Below are 15,752 nucleotides of genomic sequence, written 5' to 3' on the forward strand. Positions count from 1 at the left end.
CCCCCGCGCCGTAGGTTGGAGCGCGTGAGCCGACCCGTCCCCAGCCGCCTGCGGCGTCGTACCGGAGAGGTCCTGCGGGGCTCCCCGCACCGTCGCATGCAGATCGGGTTCCTGCTCATCGCGATGGTGCTCTCGGTCTTCGCCGCGCGGCTGGTGCAGCTGCAGGGCGTCGACCCTCGGTCCTACGCGAAGATGGCCGCCGCCGAGGGGCAGGTGCGGGTCACGCTGCCCGCCACGCGCGGCGAGATCCTCGACCGCAACGGCGAGCCGATGGCCGACACGGTCGACGGCCGGATGATCGTCGCCGACCCGAAGGTCACCTCGCCGGTGGCGCCCGAGCTGGCCACGATCCTGTCCGACCGGCTCGGCGTCGACTACTTCGAGACGCTGCGCAGGCTGCGGGTGGAGGGCGACGGCGGCCGGTTCCAGTACATCGCGCGCCAGGTGCCGGCCAGCAAGGCCGAGAAGGTCGTCGCCGACATCCAGGAGCGGTTCAAGGACGACAAGGGCCGCCCGTTCGCCGGTCTCGCGACCGAGCGCGACCCGCTGCGGGTCTACCCGAACCACACCGTGGCCGCCAACCTCGTCGGCTTCCTCGGCGAGAACGGCAAGAAGGGCAAGGACGCCGCGATCATCGGCCTCGCCGGGCTCGAGGACTCCTTCAACACCTACCTGTCGGGCAAGGACGGCGAGGCCCGCTACGAGGTCGGCGCCGGCAACCAGATCCCGCTCGGCGACAACACCGTCACCCCCGCGGTCGACGGCAAGAACCTGACGCTCACCATCGACCGCGACCTGCAGTACTACACGCAGCGGGTGCTGCAGCAGACCGTGCAGAAGTCGGGCGGCGAGTCCGGCATCGCGGTCATCCAGGACACCAAGACCGGTGAGCTGCTGGCCCTGGCCGACTACCCGACGTACGACGCCGCCGACCCGAGCCGCTACCCGGAGGAGCTCTACAAGTCCTCGGCGCTGACCGACGTCTACGAGCCGGGCTCGGTCGAGAAGGTGCTGACGATGAGCTCGCTCATCGACGCCGGACTGGCCTACAAGGAGCAGCGCTTCAAGGTCCCCGGCCAGCTGCACCGCCAGGACCGCCCGATCGGCGACTACTGGGACCACGGCATCCTCAAGCTCACCTTGGCCGGCATCCTCGCCAAGTCCTCGAACGTCGGCACCGTCCTCGCCGCCGACCAGTTCAAGCCCGGCCAGCTGCGCGGCTACCTCACCGAGTTCGGGCTCGGCTCGCGCACCGCGATCGGCCTGGGCGGCGAGACCCGCGGCATCCTGCCGCAGGGTGCGGCCTGGACCTCCCAGGTCGGCGACCGCATCGCGTTCGGACAGTCGCTGTCGGTCAACGCGGTCCAGATGATCACCGCGGTCAACACGATCGCCAACGGCGGTGTCCGGATCGCCCCGAGCCTGGTCAAGGGCGAGGCCCGCACCGACGACGGCTCCGAGGTCGGCACCGACGTCGCCACCAGCAAGCGCGTGATCAGCGCCAAGGCCGCCCACGAGACCATGCTGATGATGGAGCGGGTGGTCGACCCCGACGCCGGTGTCGCGCCCCGGGCCGCTGTCCCCGGCTACCGCGTCGCCGGCAAGACCGGCACCGCGCAGCGCGTCGTCGACCGCCGCTACGACGGCAGCCTCACGGTCTCGTTCGCGGGATTCGCGCCCGCGGACGACCCGCGGTTCACCATCTACGTCGTCGTCCACAACCCGCGCGCCGGCAGCGGCGGTGGCAGCGTCGCCGGTCCGGCGTTCGCCAAGCTGATGAGCCACGCGCTGCGTCGCTACGGCGTCGCGCCGACCGGCACCGAGCCCAACCAGACGCCGGTCGAGTGGTGAGCGCCACCGCCACCCGCCCCGCCCGCCCGCCGCTGACGCCCCTCGACGCCGTCGCGCGGGCGCTGGGACTCGCGACGACCCACCCCGGCGTCGACCTGGGCGGGATGACGCTGGACTCACGCCGGGTCCAGCCCGGTGACCTGTACGCCGCCCTGCCGGGCTCGCGCGCCCACGGCGCCACCTTCGCCGAGCAGGCCGCCGCCTCCGGCGCGGTCGCGCTGCTCACCGATGCCGAGGGCGCCGCGCTGGCCGCCGCGACCGGCCTCCCGGCGCTCGTCGTCGACGACCCGCGCCACGTCCTCGGCGCGGTCGCCGCGCTCGTCTACGGGCACCCGGCAGCCAGGCTGCGCACGGTCGGCGTCACCGGCACCCAGGGCAAGACCACCGTCACCCGGCTGCTCGACGGCGGCCTGCTCGCGGCCGGGGTGCGCAGCGCCGTGATCGGCACCGTCGGCACCCGCATCGCCGGTGAGGAGGTCAAGACCGCGCTGACCACGCCGGAGGCGCCCGACCTGCACGGCCTCTTCGCCCGGATGGGCGAGCTCGACGTCACCGCCTGCGCGATGGAGGTCTCCAGCCACGCGCTGGTCATGGGCCGCGTCGACGGCGTGGTGTTCGACGTCGCCGTCTTCACCAACCTGGGTCGCGACCACCTCGACTTCCACGCCGACGTCGAGGACTACTTCTCCGCCAAGGCGAGGCTGTTCACGCCCGAGCACGCGCGGTTCGGGCTGGTCTGCGTCGACGACGAGCACGGCCGCCGGCTCGTGGCCGAGGCGTCGATCCCGATGCGCACCTACGCCGTCGGCACCGACGCCGACTGGACCGTCTCCGGCGTCGACCAGCGTCCCGACGGCTCGACCTTCACCGTCCACGGCCCCGACGGGCTGACCGTGCGCGGCGCGGTCCCGCTGGCGGGCGAGTTCAACGTCGCCAACGCCCTGGCCGCGATCGCCGCCGCGGCTGAGGCGGGCTTCGACGCCCAGCAGGTCGCCGACGGGATCGGCCGCGCGGGCGGCGTACCCGGTCGCCTGGAGCGGATCGACACCGGCCGAGACCTGACCGTCGTGGTCGACTACGCCCACAAGCCCGACGCGGTCGACGCCGTGCTGCGGACCCTGCGCCCGGTCACCCGTGGCAGGCTGGTCGTCGTGATCGGCGCCGGGGGAGACCGCGACCGGGGCAAGCGCCCCGTGATGGGCGCGATCGCCGCCGAGCTGGCCGACCTGGTCGTCGTCACCGACGACAACCCCCGCTCCGAGGACCCGGCCGCGATCCGGGCCGCCATCATCGAGGGAGCCAGCCTGGCCGGCGCCCGCAGCGGCGCGGAGCTCCTCGAGATCGGCGACCGCCGCGAGGCCATCGCGACCGCGCTGCGCGGAGCCGGACCCGGCGACGTCGTCCTGGTCGCCGGCAAGGGCCACGAGGCGGGCCAGGAGGTCGCCGGCGTGGTCCACCCCTTCGACGACCGCGAGGTCGTCCGGGAGCTGCTCGCGCAGCTGCCGGCCGGGGGTGACGCGTGATCCCGCTCCCGCTCTCGGTGATCGCCGAGGTGGTCGGCGGCACCCTCCACGGCGACGACGTCACCGTCTCCGCTCCGGCGTACGTCGACAGCCGCGCCCCGCTCGCCGGCGGCCTGTTCATCGCGGTCGTGGGGGAGCGCGTCGACGGCCACGACTACGCCGACGGCGCGCATGCCGTCCTCGGCAGCCGCCCGACCACCGCGCCGACCGTGGTCGTCACCGACCCGGTGGCAGCAGCAGGCCGGCTCGCGCGCCACGTCCTGGACCGGCTCGACGCCACCGTGCTGGCGATGACCGGCTCCCAGGGCAAGACCGGCACCAAGGACTACCTCGCCGCGGTGCTGCGCAGCCTCGCCGGCGAGGCCGCGGTCGTTGCGACCGCGGCCAACAACAACAACGAGCTCGGCGTACCGCTCACCGTGCTGCGCGCCGACGCCGGCACGCGCTTCCTGGTCGTCGAGATGGGCGCGCGCGGGGTCGGCCACCTCTCCTACCTGTGTGACATCGCACCGCCCTCGATCGCGGCGGTGCTCAACGTCGGCACCGCCCACATCGGCGAGTTCGGCGGCCGCGACCAGATCGCGCGGGCCAAGGGCGAGCTGGTCGAGGCGCTCCCCGCCGAGGGAACGGCAGTCCTCAACGCCGACGACCCGCTGGTGGCCGCGATGGCGTCGCGCACCCGCGCGCGGGTCGTCACCTTCGGCGAGTCCGCCGACCTGCGCTGGCGCGACGTCGTCCTCGACCAGCTCGGCCGGCCCGCCTTCCTTCTCGAGCACCGTGAGCCGGACCGCGCGGGCGAGTCGGCGCCGGTGCAGCTGCTCCAGACCGGCGTCCACCAGGTCGCGAACGCCTCCGCTGCCGCCGCGATGGCGCTGGCCGCCGGCTTCGGGCTGGCCGACGTCGCCCGGGCGCTGGGCGAGGCGACCTCCGCCTCCCGCTGGCGCATGGAGGTCCACCAGCGAGCCGACGGGCTCACCGTGATCAACGACTCCTACAACGCGAACCCCGACTCGATGCGCGCCGCCCTCGAGGCGCTGGTGGCCGTCGCCGGGCCGCGTCGTCGTACCGTCGCGGTGCTGGGGGAGATGCGCGAGCTCGGCGACGAGCACGACGCGGGCCACCGCGCGGTCGGCGAGGACGCCGCCCGGCTCGGTGTCGACGTGGTCGTGGTGGTCGGCGAGGCCGCCTCCGGGATCGCCGACGGCGCCCGCACGGGGGCCGGTGAGGTGATCGTCACGGCCGGCCGTGAGGAAGCGACGGCCTGGGTGCGGCAGAATGCCGGGGCGGAGGACGTCGTCCTCGTCAAGGCGTCGCGCGGCGCCGCCTTGGAAGTGGTGGCAGAGGCGATCTTGATGAAGAGCACCGAGGAGACGACGGCGTGAGAGCGATCCTGCTCGGCGGAGGCATCGCCCTGCTGATCTCGCTGCTCGGCACCCGGGTGGCGATCAACGCGTTCACCAAGCTGGGCTACGGCCAGGAGATCCGCGAGGACGGACCGACCAGCCACCACACGAAGCGCGGTACGCCGACCATGGGCGGCGTGGTCATCATCCTGGCCGCTGTCATCGGCTACTTCGCGGCCAAGCTGATCACGCTCACCGTGCCGAGCGCGTCGGCGCTGCTGCTGCTCTTCCTGTTCGTCGGGATGGGCCTGGTCGGCTTCCTCGACGACTTCATCAAGATCTACAAGCAGCGCAGCCTCGGCCTGCGCAGCAAGGCCAAGATGGCCGGCCAGACCGTGATCGCGCTGGTCTTCGGCTGGCTGGCGCTCTCGCCGATGCTCGAGGACTCCCACGGCCGCACCCCGGCCAGCGAGAAGGTCTCCTTCCTGCGCGAGCTCGACTGGTTCGTGCTGCCGATGATCCTGGCGGTCCTGCTGATCTGGCTGTTCGTGGCCGGGTTCAGCAACGCGGTCAACCTCACCGACGGCCTCGACGGACTCGCGGCCGGCGCCTCGGTGATGGTCTTCGGCGCCTACACGCTGGTCAACATCTGGCAGAGCAACCAGTTCTGCCAGGAGGAGCCCAGCGCCACCTGCTACAACGTCCGCGACCCGCTGGACCTTGCGATCATCGCCGCGGCGATCACCGGCGCCTGCTTCGGGTTCCTGTGGTGGAACGCCTCGCCGGCCAAGATCTTCATGGGCGACACCGGCTCGCTGGCGCTCGGCAGCGCGCTGGCCGGCTTCGCGATCCTGACCCGCACCGAGCTGCTGCTGGTCATCCTCGGTGGCCTGTTCGTCCTCGAGACGGTCTCGGTCATGCTGCAGGTCGGCTTCTTCAAGCTCAGCAAGGGCCGCCGGATCTTCCGGATGGCGCCCATCCACCACCACTTCGAGATGCTCGGCTGGGAGCAGGTGACCGTCGTGATCCGGTTCTGGATCATCACCGGTCTCTTCGTCGCCACCGGCCTCGGCATCTTCTACGCCGAATGGGTCTCGCGTCTGTAATGCCTGAGGTCAACCAGCCTGACGTCTCCACCCTCGGCCGCACCGACTCCTGGGAGGGCGTGCGCGCCGTCGTCGCCGGCTTCGGCACCAGCGGTGCCGCCGCCGTCGACAACCTGCTCCACCTCGGTGCGTCCGTCCACGCCGTCGCCGAGTCGGTGAGCCCGCGGATCCTCGAGCGCGCCGAGCTGCTCGAGGTGCTCGGCGCGCGGATCGAGGTCCACGAGGGCGCGACCTCGACCCTGCCCGAGGACGCCGACGTCCTGGTCGTCTCGCCGGGCTTCCGCCCCGACGCGCCGATCATCGTGGCCGCCCGCGAGCGGGGGGTCCCGGTCTGGGGCGAGGTCGAGCTGGCCTGGCGGCTGCGCGACCCCGCGAACCCCGCCCCCTGGCTGTGCGTCACCGGTACCAACGGCAAGACCACCACGGTGCAGATGCTCGACAGCATCCTGCGCGCGGCCGGCCTGCGCAGCGTCGCGGCCGGCAACGTCGGCCTGCCGCTGACCGAGGCGGTCATGGATCCGGAGCCGTACGACGTCATCGCGGTCGAGCTGTCCAGCTTCCAGCTGCACTACACCGACTCCATGTCGGCCGAGAGCGCCGCGGTGCTCAACGTCGCCGAGGACCACCTCGACTGGTACGCCGGACCGTCGGGGATGGACGACTACGCCCGCGACAAGGGCCGGATCTACACCAACGTGCAGCGGGCCTGCGTCTACAACGCCGCGGACCCCGCCACCGAGGACCTGGTCCGCGACGCCGACGTCGTCGAGGGTGCCCGGGCGATCGGGTTCACCCTCGGCACGCCCGCCGTCGGCATGCTCGGCGTCGTCGAGGACATCCTCGTCGACCGGGCCTTCATCGAGGAGCGCTCCACCAGTGCCGCCGAGCTGTGCACGCTCGAGGACCTGGCCTCGACGGCGCCGCACTTCGTGGCCAACGCCCTTGCCGCCGCGGCCCTCGCGCGGGCGCACGGCATCAGCCAGGCCGCCGTACGCGACGGGTTGCGGTCCTTCCGCCCCGACGGCCACCGCATCGCGGTCGTCGCCGAGCACGACGACGTCACCTGGGTCGACGACTCCAAGGCCACCAACCCGCACGCCGCCGCCTCGTCGCTGGCCGCCTTCGCGCCGGTCGTGTGGGTCGCCGGTGGACTGGCCAAGGGCGCGGCCTTCGACGGCCTGGTCACCTCGGTCGGCGACCGGCTGCGCGCCGCCGTCCTCATCGGCCGCGACCGCGCGGTCATCGCCGAGGCGCTTTCGCGACACGCACCCGATGTGCCGGTGATCGAGGTGGACACCCCTGAGACTGGAGCCCTCGGAGAGTTCGACCTGATGAGGCGCGTCGTCGCCGCTGCAGCCGGAGCCGCCCAGCCGGGCGACACCGTGCTGCTGGCGCCGGGATGCGCCTCGATGGACCAGTTCACCGACTACGCCGCGCGGGGCGACGCCTTCGCCGCGGCGGTGCGGGAACACGTCAGCGGCTGAGAGCGAGGGGGAGCGACATCACCACCGCCAACCCCGAGTCCACCAGACCGCGCATCCGCCTGGGGCCGCTGCTGCGTGCCCGGACCCGTCGGCCGGGCTGGCTGAGCGCCCTCAAGGAGGCGCTCGACCGGCCGCTGACGACGTACTACCTGCTGCTCGGCGCGACCGCGCTGCTGCTCGTGATCGGCCTGATCATGGTGCTGAGCGCCTCCAGCGTGCGGGCCTACCGCGAGACCGGCGACTCCTACACGATCGTGCGCCGCCAGGTGATGTGGGTGCTGATCGGCGTGCCGTGTGCGTTCGTCGCCTCACGGGTCTCCGAGCGCTGGGTGCGCCGGCTGTCCTATCCCGCCTTCGCCGTGTCGCTCGCGCTGCTGTTCGTGACCGCGTTCGCCGGCAAGGAGGTCAACGGCAACACGAACTGGCTGGTGCTGGGGCCGCTGCAGATCCAGCCCTCCGAGATCGCCAAGCTCTCGCTGATCATCTGGGCCAGCAACATCTACGCCAACAAGGAGCGCCGCCTCGGCAACCTGCACCAGATGCTCGTGCCGGTCGTGCCCGGCATGGCGTTGGCGACCGGCCTGGTCGTGCTCGGCCGGGACCTCGGCACGGCCCTCATCTTCTTCGCGCTCCTCGTGGCGATGCTGTGGGTGGTCGGGGCACCGGGCCGGCTGTTCGGCATGGTCTTCGCCGTCGTCACCGTCGCCGCCCTCGGCCTGGCCGCCACCTCGCCCACCCGCCTGGCGCGGATCGCGAACTTCGCCGACCCGTTCAAGGACTACCACGGCACCGGCTGGCAACCGGCCCACGGCCTCTACGCCATGGCCAGCGGCGGCGTCCTCGGCGAGGGCATCGGCGCCAGCCAGCAGAAGTGGGGCCAGCTGCCGGAGGCCCACACCGACTTCATCTTCGCAGTGCTCGGCGAGGAGCTCGGCCTGGTCGGCACCCTGCTCGTCATCGGCCTGTTCCTGGTCCTCGCCTACGCCGGGGTCCGGGTCGCACGCGAGACCAAGCAGCCCTTCGTGCGCTACTGCACCTTCGGCATCGTGGTCTGGCTGCTGTGCCAGATGATCATCAACGTCGGCATGGTGCTCGCGCTGCTGCCGGTCATCGGCATCCCGCTGCCCCTCGTGTCCTACGGCGGCTCGAGCCTGCTGCCGACATTGAGCGCGCTCGGCCTGGTGATCGGGTTCGCCCGCCGCGAGCCGGCGGCCGCGCGGGCGCTCGCCCAGCGCCGCCGGGCCCGTTCGGCCGGTCTGAGTGCGTGACGGCTCGCGCGATAGGTTCTGCCGCGTGAGGATTCTTCTGGCCGGCGGGGGCACGGCGGGGCACACCTCTCCGCTGCTCGCGACCGCCGACGCCCTGCGCCGACTCGACCCGGACGCCGAGATCACCTGTCTCGGCACCCCCCGGGGCCTGGAGAACAAGGTCGTGCCCGCGGCCGGCTACCCGCTGCGCCTGGTCCCGCCCGTCCCGCTCCCGCGCAGGCCCGGCAAGGACCTGGCCCTGGTGCCGTCCCGGCTGCGTGGCGCGGTCAAGGCCGCGCTCGAGGTGGTCGACGACGTGCGTCCCGACGTGATCGTCGGCTACGGCGGCTACGTGTCGATGCCGGCGTACGTCGCCGCGCGCCGGCGCAGGCTGCCCCTCGTCGTCCACGAGCAGAACGCACTGCCCGGCATCGCCAACAAGGTCGGCGCGCGGATCGCCGACCGGGTCGCGGTCAGCTTCCCCGACACCCCGCTCAAGGGCGGTGAGTACGTCGGCCTGCCGATCCGCCGGATGATCTCCACCCTCGACCGGCCCGCCCTGCGCGCGGAGGCCCGCGCCTTCTTCGGGCTCGACGCCGACCGGCCGACCCTCGTCGTCACCGGCGGCTCGCAGGGCGCGCGCCGGCTCAACCAGGCGGTCAGCGGCGCCGCCGCCGCCCTCGGCTCGGCCGGCGTCCAGGTGCTCCACGTGATCGGCCCCAACGGGGCGAGCGACCCGGGCTGGACCGAGCCGGTCCCCACCGGGGTCCCGTACGTCGTGCTGCCGTTCGTCGACCGGATGGACCTCGCGCTCGCCGCCGCCGACGTCATGGTCTGCCGCTCCGGCGCCTCCAGCGTCGTCGAGGCGGCGGCGACCGGCGTACCCGCGATCTTCGTGCCACTACCGATCGGCAACGGCGAGCAGGCGCTCAACGCGCGCCCGGTCGTCGACGCCGGGGGAGCCGTTTTGGTGGACGACGCGTCCTTCACCGCCGACTACGTCGCCGACACGGTGCCCGCGCTGGCCACCGACGCCGACCGGCTGGCCCGGATGGGCGCCGCGGCCGCCGACCTCGTCCCGCGCGACGCGGACGAGCGGTTGGCCCGGATCATCCAGGACGCGGCCCGGTGAAGATTCCCGTCCCCGAGGAGATCCTGCCGGTCGACCGGCTCGGTCACGTCCACCTCGTCGGCATCGGCGGCGCCGGGCTGTCCGGCATCGCCCGGCTGATGCACCAGGCCGGCGTGGTCGTCAGCGGCAGCGACGCCAACGACTCGGCCGTCGTGCAGGCCCTGCGCGCCGAGGGCATCACCGTCCACGTCGGCCACGACGCGGCCCACCTCGACGGCGTCGACACGGTCGTCGCGACCACCGCCGCCCGCGAGGACAACCCCGAGATCGTCGCCGCCCGCGAGCGCGGCCTGCGGCTGTGGCCGCGCTCGGCGGGCCTGCAGTCCGTGCTGCTCGGCAAGGACGTCGTCGCGATCGCCGGCACCCACGGCAAGACCACGACCACGGCGATGACCGTGATGGCCCTGCGCGAGGCGGGCGTCGACCTCACCTTCGCGATCGGTGCCGAGGTCGAGGCGCTCGGCACCAACGCCGCCCTCGGCGGCGGCGAGGTCGCCGTGGTCGAGGCCGACGAGTCCGACGGCGCCTTCCTCGTCTACACCCCGCGCATCGGCGTGATCACCAACGTCGACGCCGACCACCTCGACCACTGGGGCACCGAAGAGGCCTACGAGGCCGCCTTCGCCGCGTTCGCCTCCCGCGCGTCGGTGACCCTCACCGACCGCGCCGACCTCGCCACCCGCACCGTCGGCTTCGCCGACGACGCCCGGCTGCGCGGCCACGACCTCGTCATCGAGGGCGGCCGCACCCGGTTCCGGGTGACCAGCGACGGCGCGGACCTCGGCACCGTCGAGCTCGCCGTCCCCGGGCGCCACTACGCCCAGGACGCGCTGCTCGCGCTCGCCGTCGGCCTCGAGCTCGGCCTCGATCCCGCCGCCCTGGTCCGCGGGCTCGCGAGGCACCGCGGCGCCAAGCGCCGCATGGAGCCGGTCGGCTCGGCCGGGGGAGTGCGGGTCTACGACTCCTACGCGCACCACCCCAGCGAGATCCGCGGCGACCTCGAGGCCGCCCGTTCCCTGGTCGGCGACGGCCGCCTCGTCGTCTGCTTCCAGCCCCACCTCGTCTCCCGCACCCGGATCTTCGGCGAGCAGATGGGCCGCGAGCTGGGCGCCGCCGACGAGGTCGTCGTGATGGACGTCTACGTCGCCCGCGAGGACCCCGACCCCGAGGTGACCGGTGCGCTGGTCGCGGGCGCGGTGCCCCTGGCCGCCGACCGGGTCCGATTCGTGCCCGACCGTGCTGGCGTCGTACCCACGCTGGTCGGGCTGGCCCGCCCCGGCGACCTGGTCCTCACCCTCGGCGCCGGGGACGTGACCACCCTGGCGCCGCAGGTCGCCGCCGCACTCGCGGAGGCGGGCGATGGCGAGGGGTAGGGGCACGGGGCCGAGCCCGCAGGACCGGATGCGCCGCGCCTTCGCCCGGCGCCAGCGCGCCCGCCGCTGGCTGACCTGGCGCTACGTCCTGGCCGTCGTGCTGCTCGTGGGCGGACTCTGCTTCGGCATCTACGCGATCTACTTCTCGTCGTGGCTGCGCGCCGAGGCCGTGCAGGTGGTCGGCAACGCCCAGCTGTCCGAGAAGCAGGTGCTCGCGACCGCCGACGTCCCCCTCGGCGGGCCGTTGGCGAGTGTCGACGTGCACGCGATCGAGGTACGGCTGAAGTCCCTGGCGACGGTCAAGTCGGTCGACGTCTCGCGCACCTGGCCCCACGACGTACGGATAGAGATCGTCGAGCGCACCCCCGTCGCCGTCCTCGACCGCGGCGACCGGCTCACCAACCTCGACGCCTCGGGCGTCGCCTTCGGCCGGCTCGCGAAGGCCCCCGACGGCCTGCCCCGGGTCAAGATCGGCCCGGGCGCCGACGGGGACGCCCTCGCCGAAGGGGCAGCCGTGGTCGTGGCCCTCGACCCGGCGATCACCGAGCTGGTCGACTTCGTCGAGGTCCGCAGCGTCGACGAGATCGACCTGCACCTGCGCGACGGGCGCCTGGTGCGCTGGGGGAGCTCGGACCAGGCCGAGGACAAGGCCGCGGTGCTCCTCGAGCTGCTCAACCGCAAGGCCCAGGTGTACGACGTCTCCGTCCCCGGCGCGCCGACCACCAGCTGACGGCGAAACCTGTCGGCCCACGGCGTGTCTGCGCCATCGCGCCCGGCGCCGTCCCTACTGTCGTGACCACGACGAGGTTGACATAACTATAACCCTCAGGCTGAGGGTAAGGGTTGTGGCGACACGCCGGCTGGCCACCCAATCGAAATGAGGGGGAAGCGGTCCGGCCGCCGACGTCGGTGAACGGACACATACAACTCATCGCAACACCGGAGAGGTGGAGCCGCAGTGGCAGCAGCACAGAACTACCTGGCCATCATCAAGGTCGTCGGGATCGGCGGGGGTGGCGTCAACGCCGTCAACCGGATGATCGAGGTCGGCCTCAAGGGCGTCGAGTTCATCGCGATCAACACCGACGCGCAGGCGCTGCTGATGAGCGACGCCGACGTGAAGCTCGACATCGGGCGCGAGCTGACCCGCGGCCTCGGCGCGGGCGCGAACCCCGACGTGGGCGGCAAAGCCGCCGAGGACCACGCGGAGGAGATCGAGGAGGTGCTCAAGGGCGCCGACATGGTCTTCGTGACCGCGGGCGAGGGCGGTGGCACCGGCACCGGTGGCGCGCCGGTCGTCGCCCGGATCGCTCGCTCGCTCGGTGCGCTGACCATCGGTGTGGTGACCCGTCCGTTCACCTTCGAAGGCGCCCGCCGCAAGAAGTCCGCCGACGAGGGCATCGAGCGTCTCCGCGAGGAGGTCGACACCCTCATCGTCATCCCGAACGACCGGCTGCTGCAGATCTCGGACCGCAACGTGTCGATGCTCGACGCGTTCAAGCAGGCCGACCAGGTGCTGCTGCAGGGTGTCTCGGGCATCACGGACCTGATCACGACCCCCGGCCTGATCAACGTCGACTTCGCCGACGTCAAGGCGGTCATGAGCAACGCCGGCTCCGCGCTGATGGGCATCGGCTCGGCCCGCGGCGAGGACCGCGCGCTCGCCGCCGCCGAGATGGCGATCAGCAGCCCGCTGCTCGAGGCCTCGATCGACGGCGCCCACGGTGTCCTGCTCTCGATCGCCGGTGGCTCCGACCTCGGCATCTTCGAGATCAACGAGGCCGCGGCGATGGTGGCCGACGCGGTGCACGCCGACGCCAACATCATCTTCGGCACGATCATCGACGACGCCCTCGGCGACGAGGTCCGGGTGACGGTGATCGCCGCCGGCTTCGACGGCGGCCTGCCCAAGCGTCGCGATGAGACCGCCGTACGCCGCCCGGCACAGCAGGCGCCGGCCACCCCGGCCCCCGCGCGCACGGCGCCCGCCCAGCCCGCCCAGCAGGCCCAGCCCGCCCAGCAGGCCCAGCCCCGCGAGGCGCCCGCGACGCCCGCCGAGCCGCAGCCGGTCGGTGCCCGCACCAACCCGGCCCCGATGCAGTTCGACGACGGCGACGACCTGGACGTCCCCGACTTCCTCAAGTGAATCTCGACAGGCTCGATCACCGGCCATATGTATGCCTTCCGTGAGTCCGTGTACTTCGACCCGGCCCCCGCTGACGCGGGCCGGGTCGAGGTCGCGTTCACCGACGCGTCCCTCGACGTCCGCGAGGGAGACGGGCTCGCGGGCACGCTCACCGCGTTGCGGGAGGAGGCCGGCGTCCCGTTCGCGCGGCTGCACCAGGTCCACGGCGACGTCGTCGTCACCGTCGACGGTGCGTCCGACTCCGTCCCGACCGGCGACGGCCAGGTCACCGCGCGACGCGGGCTCGGCCTGATGGTCCGCGTCGCCGACTGCGTCCCGGTCGTCCTCGCGGACCCGGTCGACGCCGTCGTCGGCGTCGCCCATGCGGGCCGTCGCGGCGTCCAGCTCGATGTCGTCACCCGGACCGTCGAGAGGATGCGCGAGCTCGGCGCCCGCGACGTCCGCGCCTGGATCGGCCCCCACGTCTGCGGCCGCTGCTACGAGGTGCCCGCCGACCTGCGCGACGAGGTCGCGGCCGCCGTGCCGGCGACGTACGCCGAGACGAGCTGGGGCACGCCCGCGCTCGACCTCGGCGCCGGCGTCGCCGCGCAGCTCGCCGCCGCCGGCGTGCCGTCGAGCGTCGTCCCGGGCTGCACGCTCGAGGACACCGCCTTCCACTCCTACCGACGCGACGGCGAGAGCGCCGGTCGCTTCGCCGGGCTGGTGTGGCTCGCATGACCCGCGCCGAGGAGCTGCGCGCCAACCTGGCTGCCGTCCGCGACCGGATCGCGTGCGCCGCGGCCGACGCGGGCCGCCCGGCCGACGACGTCGCACTCGTCGTGGTCACCAAGTACTTCCCCGCCTCCGACGTCCGGCTGCTCGCCGGGCTCGGCGTGACCGACGTGGGGGAGAACCGGCACCAGGAGGCGGAGGCCAAGGCCGCCGAGTGCGCCGACCTCGGCCTGCACTGGCACTTCATCGGTGGCCTGCAGTCCAACAAGGCGGCCGCCGTCGCCCGCTACGCCGACGTCGTCGAGTCGGTGGACCGCACCTCCCTGGTCCCGCGGCTGGCCCGCGGTGCCGCCGACGCCGGCCGCGTCGTCGACGTGCTGCTCCAGGTCAGCCTGGACCCGCCCGGCCGCGACCACCGCGCCGGCGCCGACCCCGCGACGCTGGCGCCGCTCGCCGACGAGGTCGCCCGCACCCCCGAGCTGCGGTTGCGGGGCCTGATGGCCGTCGCGCCGCTCGACGACGACCCCGCGCTGGCCTTCGCCCGGCTGGCCGGGATCCGCGCCGACTTCCTCGCCCGCCACCCCGACGCGACGGTCCTGTCGGCCGGGATGAGCGGCGACCTGGAGGCGGCGATCACGGTCGGCGCGACACACGTACGCATTGGCTCCGCGGTCCTCGGAACGAGGCCTGCGGTCCAGTAATGTCCACAACACCACCAGTCGTTCCCAGTCGGGGACGCGGATCACGGAGGCAACAGTCATGAGCGGTGCGATGCGCAGGATCGGTGAGTACCTCGGCCTGCTGGAGGACACCGGCTATGACGAGGCTGGTTACGACGACTATGGCGACGAGGCGACCGACAGGACCCGCGGTCGCGAGACCCGCGAGCCGCGCCAGGAGCGCCCCGTCCGCGCCGTACCGTCCAACGTCTCGGGCAGCACCCCCGGCAGCGTGGCCGACCTCGACGAGCGTCGCCGCCCCGTCGCAGTCGCGCCGCAGCCGGTCGTCGCGGAGCTGTCCCGGATCACGACCCTGCACCCGACCACCTACAACGAGGCGCGCTCGATCGGCGAGGAGTACCGCGAGGGCACCCCGGTGATCATGAACCTCACCGAGATGGACGACGCCGACGCCAAGCGCCTGGTCGACTTCGCCGCCGGCCTGATCTTCGCGACCCGCGGCAGCATCGAGCGGGTGACCAACAAGGTGTTCCTGCTCTCGCCGCCGAACGTCACCGTCGCGGCCGAGGACAAGCAGGCGATCGCGGCCGACGGCTTCTTCAACCAGAGCTGAGTTGGATGGCGCGAGCGCGTCGTTCCTTCGTCGTTCCTTCGTCGCGCCGCGCTGCCGCGCACGCGGTCGAGTCCCGTAGGTGGTGACCTGCGCGAGCGTGTCGCTCGGTCTCCGGTGGGTGCGAGCGGGGCGCTCATGAGTGGGCGATAGGTTGATGCCGTGACGATCGTCGGCTGGATCATCGAGGGCGTGCTGTTCGCCTTCATCGCGTTCCTGTGGGTGCGCTTCATCACCGACTGGGTGCAGGTGTTCGCACGGGCCTGGGAGCCCCGCGGTCCGGTCCTGGTGTTCCTGGAGCTGGCCTACACCGTCACCGACCCGCCGATCAACGGGCTGCGCCGCGTGATCAAGCCGATCCGGATCGGCAACTTCGCCCTCGACATCAGCTTCATCCTCGTCATGATCCTGGCCTACGTGCTGCTGTCGGTGAACCGTTCCACCCTTCTGCTCTGATACTGCTGTGACGCCAGTGGCGGGCCGCGGATGCCGCCTTCACCCGCGCAGGCGCTATGGTTCGTGAAGACATACCGTCGAGATACTTAT

The 15,752-nt window shown here is 72.8% G+C and carries 14 protein-coding genes; all 14 read left to right on the plus strand.

The genetic code is table 11. The features are described from left to right. Window positions 1–24: 24 nt before the first annotated feature. The 14 genes from FBY23_RS12135 to FBY23_RS12200 all read left to right on the plus strand — a co-directional run bounded on the left by FBY23_RS12135 (window position 25) and on the right by FBY23_RS12200 (window position 15,662). Entirely contained in the window at window positions 25–1,851 is a 1,827-nt protein-coding gene (locus tag FBY23_RS12135; RefSeq protein ID WP_260805931.1) for a penicillin-binding protein 2, read from the plus strand. After that, window positions 1,848–3,374 carry a UDP-N-acetylmuramoyl-L-alanyl-D-glutamate--2,6-diaminopimelate ligase gene (locus tag FBY23_RS12140; protein ID WP_141798375.1) on the plus strand — a complete coding sequence of 509 codons (1,527 nt, stop codon included), beginning with the start codon at window positions 1,848–1,850 and terminating at the stop codon, window positions 3,372–3,374. Before FBY23_RS12135 ends, FBY23_RS12140 begins: the two co-directional genes overlap by 4 nt. After that, window positions 3,371–4,756, plus strand: a complete 1,386-nt coding sequence (gene murF / locus FBY23_RS12145) for a UDP-N-acetylmuramoyl-tripeptide--D-alanyl-D-alanine ligase (RefSeq protein ID WP_141798376.1) — start codon at window positions 3,371–3,373, stop codon at window positions 4,754–4,756. The genes FBY23_RS12140 and murF overlap by 4 nt, the downstream gene beginning before the upstream one ends. Continuing rightward, complete coding sequence (gene mraY, locus FBY23_RS12150) at window positions 4,753–5,823, plus strand: phospho-N-acetylmuramoyl-pentapeptide-transferase (protein WP_141798377.1); 1,071 nt, start codon at window positions 4,753–4,755, stop codon at window positions 5,821–5,823. The genes murF and mraY overlap by 4 nt, the downstream gene beginning before the upstream one ends. Next, window positions 5,823–7,307, plus strand: coding sequence for a UDP-N-acetylmuramoyl-L-alanine--D-glutamate ligase (gene murD, locus FBY23_RS12155; protein WP_141798378.1), 1,485 nt, complete (start codon window positions 5,823–5,825; stop codon window positions 7,305–7,307). Before mraY ends, murD begins: the two co-directional genes overlap by 1 nt. After that, window positions 7,223–8,575 carry a putative lipid II flippase FtsW gene (ftsW, locus tag FBY23_RS12160; RefSeq protein WP_141798379.1) on the plus strand — a complete coding sequence of 451 codons (1,353 nt, stop codon included), beginning with the start codon at window positions 7,223–7,225 and terminating at the stop codon, window positions 8,573–8,575. The genes murD and ftsW overlap by 85 nt, the downstream gene beginning before the upstream one ends. Before the next feature lie 25 nt (window positions 8,576–8,600). Further along, a complete protein-coding gene (murG, locus tag FBY23_RS12165; RefSeq protein ID WP_141798380.1) occupies window positions 8,601–9,686 on the plus strand; it encodes an undecaprenyldiphospho-muramoylpentapeptide beta-N-acetylglucosaminyltransferase in 1,086 nt (361 codons plus the stop codon). Continuing rightward, window positions 9,683–11,059 (plus strand): UDP-N-acetylmuramate--L-alanine ligase, encoded by a 1,377-nt coding sequence (gene murC, locus FBY23_RS12170; protein WP_141798381.1) that lies wholly within the window; start codon window positions 9,683–9,685, stop codon window positions 11,057–11,059. Before murG ends, murC begins: the two co-directional genes overlap by 4 nt. Further along, window positions 11,046–11,789 (plus strand): cell division protein FtsQ/DivIB, encoded by a 744-nt coding sequence (locus FBY23_RS12175; protein ID WP_141798382.1) that lies wholly within the window; start codon window positions 11,046–11,048, stop codon window positions 11,787–11,789. Before murC ends, FBY23_RS12175 begins: the two co-directional genes overlap by 14 nt. Window positions 11,790–12,017: 228 nt before the next feature. Continuing rightward, entirely contained in the window at window positions 12,018–13,205 is a 1,188-nt protein-coding gene (gene ftsZ / locus FBY23_RS12180; protein ID WP_141798383.1) for a cell division protein FtsZ, read from the plus strand. Between the two features lie 48 nt (window positions 13,206–13,253). Further along, a complete protein-coding gene (gene pgeF, locus FBY23_RS12185; RefSeq protein ID WP_260805932.1) occupies window positions 13,254–13,922 on the plus strand; it encodes a peptidoglycan editing factor PgeF in 669 nt (222 codons plus the stop codon). Beyond that, on the plus strand, window positions 13,919–14,617 hold the full coding sequence (locus FBY23_RS12190) for a YggS family pyridoxal phosphate-dependent enzyme (RefSeq protein WP_141798385.1): 699 nt from the start codon (window positions 13,919–13,921) through the stop codon (window positions 14,615–14,617). The genes pgeF and FBY23_RS12190 overlap by 4 nt, the downstream gene beginning before the upstream one ends. 58 nt (window positions 14,618–14,675) lie before the next feature. Continuing rightward, the gene (locus FBY23_RS12195; protein WP_141798386.1) at window positions 14,676–15,209 is read left to right on the plus strand and encodes a cell division protein SepF; all 534 of its coding nucleotides are present in this window, start codon (window positions 14,676–14,678) and stop codon (window positions 15,207–15,209) included. A 159-nt stretch (window positions 15,210–15,368) separates the two neighbouring features. After that, window positions 15,369–15,662: a YggT family protein gene (locus tag FBY23_RS12200; protein WP_141798387.1), complete on the plus strand. Its 294-nt coding sequence runs from the start codon at window positions 15,369–15,371 to the stop codon at window positions 15,660–15,662. Window positions 15,663–15,752 lie beyond the last annotated feature (90 nt).

The organism is Nocardioides sp. SLBN-35 (assembly GCF_006715725.1).
GTDB lineage: Bacteria > Actinomycetota > Actinomycetes > Propionibacteriales > Nocardioidaceae > Nocardioides.

What these genes read in the sequence shown, in the direction of transcription:
- murD (WP_141798378.1), top strand. Translation starts at nt 5,823, where the DNA reads ATGCCTGAGGTCAACCAGCCTGACGTCTCCACCCTCGGCCGCACCGAC.
- FBY23_RS12175 (WP_141798382.1), top strand. Translation starts at nt 11,046, where the DNA reads ATGGCGAGGGGTAGGGGCACGGGGCCGAGCCCGCAGGACCGGATGCGC.
- FBY23_RS12190 (WP_141798385.1), top strand. Translation starts at nt 13,919, where the DNA reads ATGACCCGCGCCGAGGAGCTGCGCGCCAACCTGGCTGCCGTCCGCGAC.
- FBY23_RS12195 (WP_141798386.1), top strand. Translation starts at nt 14,676, where the DNA reads ATGAGCGGTGCGATGCGCAGGATCGGTGAGTACCTCGGCCTGCTGGAG.
- ftsW (WP_141798379.1), top strand. Translation starts at nt 7,223, where the DNA reads ATGCGCCTCGATGGACCAGTTCACCGACTACGCCGCGCGGGGCGACGC.